Origin of the sequence: Paraburkholderia podalyriae, from assembly GCF_014397785.1 — a bacterium.
In the GTDB taxonomy this organism is placed as follows: domain Bacteria; phylum Pseudomonadota; class Gammaproteobacteria; order Burkholderiales; family Burkholderiaceae; genus Paraburkholderia; species Paraburkholderia podalyriae.
Genome location: NZ_VZQQ01000163.1, coordinates 1 through 3,568 on the forward strand (window position 1 = coordinate 1; position 3,568 = coordinate 3,568).

The following is a 3,568-nucleotide window of genomic DNA, read 5'->3' on the forward strand; positions in this document are numbered from 1 at the left end:
ATGCAGTCTCAGGCCTCGACCAACGCCGCCTGAGCAAAGAAAATCATACGTCCCGCTTCCGCGCCAGCAAATTTGCAGCGCTAGGCGACATTCATGCGCGCGCCCGTGCGCTCAAATTAGCGCTTACCGTCCTTCGGCATCGAACGCCAGAACAGCGTATGTGGTTCGAATGACGCGCACCGGTTCGCTGGCCACAAGTTCAACGACCACGTTGGCCATGCGCGCCCGTTGCCCTGCAAAAGCGGGCAAACGGTGACTTGCCGGATCGCGAAGCATGCGGTCGAACTTGCTGGTTGCCAGCCGCCAGAGGGTATCGTCAGGGGCGAGCAGAAACGTTCGGGACGAAAATCCCACAGCATGCCTGCTTGCGTCGCATCACCTGGGAGACGTCACGCCCGGCACATGATCGGAACGTGGCGTGGGCGGCACCGGCGCAGCGCTGGTGCCTGCAACTGGAAAGCGTCAGGCAGCATGGACGCGGGCGCAACATGATTGTCGCGGTCCATCATGCGGTCGACGATACGCAGCTGACGCTGAGCTGGCAAGGAAACGCCAGAATCTGCAAGGAACGGGCGAATATCCCAGCTTGCTGCGGGCGCGCATTCGCGGTGACTTTCCCGGATGCGGTCAAGTCGGAACGGCTGCTTCCTCGGTGACTGATTCAGACGGGCAGTTCCTGGCCGGAAATGCGTGAACTGCCACGACAGAATTCTTTAACTTCCCACGCAGGGTGCAGCGATTCGCGCATTGAGCGCCCGGGCTCGATGTTCCGGTTGGCGCACCTTACTCCCGTAAAAGCTCACCATTCGCAAAGATTAACAATTCCAGATTCGCAACTAACCGTCTGTGGCAACTGCTCACACCACAAAAGCAAACCCAGCTTGCAGCGTGTGACCGGCGATCACAGCGCCGGACCGGCGATGAATCGTCACGTCGCTGGCTATCGCGCTGCATTGCTGTCGGTCAGAATGCACCGAAGATCCGGTCGAGCGCCGCCAGGATGGCTTCACGTTCATCCGAAAGAGAACCGATGCGTTTGCCGAGTGCGTTCAGAGGAACTGCACTCATGCCGGGCGTATCAAGGAAACATTTTTCGCCATTAACTTCGAAAACCGGCAGCAGATCGGATGGTTTGCCCGAAAAAGCGAGATGCTCGACAGGTCGCAGAGGGATCACGATGCGCGTCGGCAAAATTCCAATGTGGGCGCTCTGTATGTCGAGCAGGTACGGCGCGAGTCTCCGCGTCTCTTTGTCGGGGTTGACGTAGAGATCGAACCGCGCCATTAGAACGTCCTGAATTTCGCTAGCGGAAGGCCGTCGCGATCGACCATCGCACTGTAGGCGGCGACCAATTCGGCGTTGTCATCGGCCCAACGGCGAGCCTCCGCCTCCTGAATTTCTTCCCGCACCCCGCGCTCGCTCGCTCGCGAAAGGTTAATCCCCAACTCCTTGGCCCGATCCAGGACTTCAGGCGGCAATGTGACGTTTGTCGACTTGCGCGGTCGAACTTCGAGTGCCTTACCCATGTGCCCATCCATGTTGCATTTTATGTGCATTATGGTCCACACAAGCGACCCGTGGCAAGTCTGCTTGATTCGGACTAGCTGCGTCTTGTTTCCATCAACACCCCAGGCATCCGTCTGATCCATTTTGTCAGGTCAGCAAATTGAGTCGTGTTCCTGTAGTCAGACCTTTGGCGCTTATAGAGACATACCATCAACATGGGGATCCTGATGTTTTAAATGCACCACGATGTCGGTGTCCCCGCCAAGTTCAAATGTCGGGGTCTGCGCTAAATTGAAATGTCGGGTTTTGACCTTGAGTTTGACTCTGTCTTTAACGGTTTGAATCTCACGTAGCGTTGAAGGACCGCGGCGTGAACGGGCAGGGCGTGTCAGTCCGTTCAGACAGATCCTGCAGACCGACGGCCAGGTTTGCGTGTCTGGTTCGGCTGCCTTCGTTGTGCCAGTTCCGCGATCACGCCGTTGATGTCGGCCTGGGTGAATTCACGCTGCTTCTTCGTGCCTTGCGCGCGTTCCGTTGCCCGAACCGGTTGTCCCTGATTCGTGCGCGCGGGGGAGCCGGAGATGCGCCGGTTGTCGCGTTGCGCCTGGATCGCCTGCGCGACCTGCAGCGCGTGACTCAGGCGTTTATGTTCAACGATCGCGCCCTGGTCGATTTCGGCCAGCCGGTCGTATTGCCGGTTCGGCAGCACCCGGCCATCTGCGCGGATCTCGATGCGCCCGTCCGGGTACTCCCACACGTCGATGTAGCGGTGGACCAGTTTCCGGTTCTCCGGCGTGTCATCCAGCAGGTACATCACGCGGTCGTACTGAATGGTCAGTGATTTCGTCACACGTCGCGTCTCGCGCCACGTCATCAGCAGGTCGAGATTCTCGTCACCCCGCAGCGGCCGGTGCGCGTCGAAATCGCTCTTCGGCGGCTTCGCGAAGCGTGCGTTGTAGGCCGCCATGAAGGAGGGCGCATACGCATTGGCTTCGACGATCGTGCTGATTCCGCGCAGCCGCAATTCCTTCACCAGCCGGTCCTGCAGCGTCAGGTGGGCGCGCTCGACGCGACCCTTCGCTGAGCTGCTGTTCGCGCAGAACGTGTCAATGTTCAGCTCGAACATCGCCCGGCCGAAATGTGTCACGCTGCTGCCCGTTTCATGGGCCTTGCCACTGCGAAACACGCTCGCCTTGTCGCTGTAAAACGCGCCAGGCTTGCCGTGGCATTCGATGTACGCCCGCGTCGCCTCGAAATAGCTGAAGGTCGATTCGCTCGCCGTGAAGTGCAGACGCATCAGCCGGCTGGTCGCATCGTCGACGTACACCAGCAGTGTGCAGGCCGGCGCCCGTTCCTCGAACCACCGGTGATCGCTGCCATCAATCTGGATCAGTTCGCCCAGACACGCACGACGCGCCCGCGGCTGATAGATCTTCGGCGGGCGCTGCCGGCGTGGTATCCACAGACCGGCGTCCGTCATCAGCCGCCTGACCGTTTCCTTGGCCATCCGGATGCCGTGGCATTCCCGAAGCTTCTCGCAGGCCAGTGTCGGCCCAAAATCGGCGTAGCGTTCACGAATGATCGCCAGCGCCTGCTGGGCCAGTCCTTCGTCCAGCTTCCGGTTGCCGGAACGGCCACGTCTGCGCGAGGCCAGTCCCGCTGCACCGGATTCCTGGTAGCGGATCACAAGGCGCTCAACCTGACGTACGGTCAAGCCCAGGCGTTCGGCCGCGCGACCAGGCTTGAGGCCCATGTCGACAACGGCCTGGATGACCTTCAGACGGTCGAGTTCGCGCATGTTCAATGTCACCAGTGCAGCTGCATGCATGGCCGGCTCCATAGTCCCGCAGGGAACCGGCAAGCATACCGAGACCAGAACACGACATTTCTAAATGGCTAGAACACGACATTTCTATAAAGCTACTACACCCGGAATGTTGATTCTTGGCACCTCGGGCATCGTGTTGCGAAGGTTTGTTCTTCAACTCTCCCTTTATCTATAGGGGGGAAGTTATCCACAGACGCCGCTATTCGCTGAAGGGCTGTTGCATCACCGAAGTGC

The 3,568-nt window shown here is 59.5% G+C and carries 4 protein-coding genes; 1 reads left to right on the forward strand and 3 read right to left on the reverse strand.

Annotated elements, in window-relative coordinates; genetic code table 11:
- Positions 1-365: 365 nt before the first annotated feature.
- Positions 366-656 (forward strand): hypothetical protein, encoded by a 291-nt coding sequence (locus tag F6X42_RS41975; protein WP_187639637.1) that lies wholly within the window; start codon positions 366-368, stop codon positions 654-656.
- Positions 657-963: 307 nt separating this feature from the next.
- On the opposite strand, the gene F6X42_RS41980 is transcribed toward F6X42_RS41975, so the two are convergent.
- The 3 genes from F6X42_RS41980 to F6X42_RS41990 form a co-directional block, all read right to left on the reverse strand.
- Positions 964-1,284: a CcdB family protein gene (locus tag F6X42_RS41980; RefSeq protein WP_187639638.1), complete on the reverse strand. Its 321-nt coding sequence runs from the start codon at positions 1,282-1,284 to the stop codon at positions 964-966.
- Positions 1,284-1,526 carry a type II toxin-antitoxin system CcdA family antitoxin gene (locus F6X42_RS41985; protein WP_244145174.1) on the reverse strand — a complete coding sequence of 81 codons (243 nt, stop codon included), beginning with the start codon at positions 1,524-1,526 and terminating at the stop codon, positions 1,284-1,286. Before F6X42_RS41985 ends, F6X42_RS41980 begins: the two co-directional genes overlap by 1 nt.
- A gap of 377 nt (positions 1,527-1,903) precedes the next feature.
- On the reverse strand, positions 1,904-3,334 hold the full coding sequence (locus F6X42_RS41990; protein ID WP_187639639.1) for an ISNCY family transposase: 1,431 nt from the start codon (positions 3,332-3,334) through the stop codon (positions 1,904-1,906).
- Positions 3,335-3,568 lie beyond the last annotated feature (234 nt).

What these genes read in the sequence shown, in the direction of transcription:
- F6X42_RS41980 (WP_187639638.1), bottom strand. Translation starts at nt 1,284, where the DNA reads ATGGCGCGGTTCGATCTCTACGTCAACCCCGACAAAGAGACGCGGAGA.
- F6X42_RS41985 (WP_244145174.1), bottom strand. Translation starts at nt 1,526, where the DNA reads ATGGGTAAGGCACTCGAAGTTCGACCGCGCAAGTCGACAAACGTCACA.
- F6X42_RS41990 (WP_187639639.1), bottom strand. Translation starts at nt 3,334, where the DNA reads ATGCATGCAGCTGCACTGGTGACATTGAACATGCGCGAACTCGACCGT.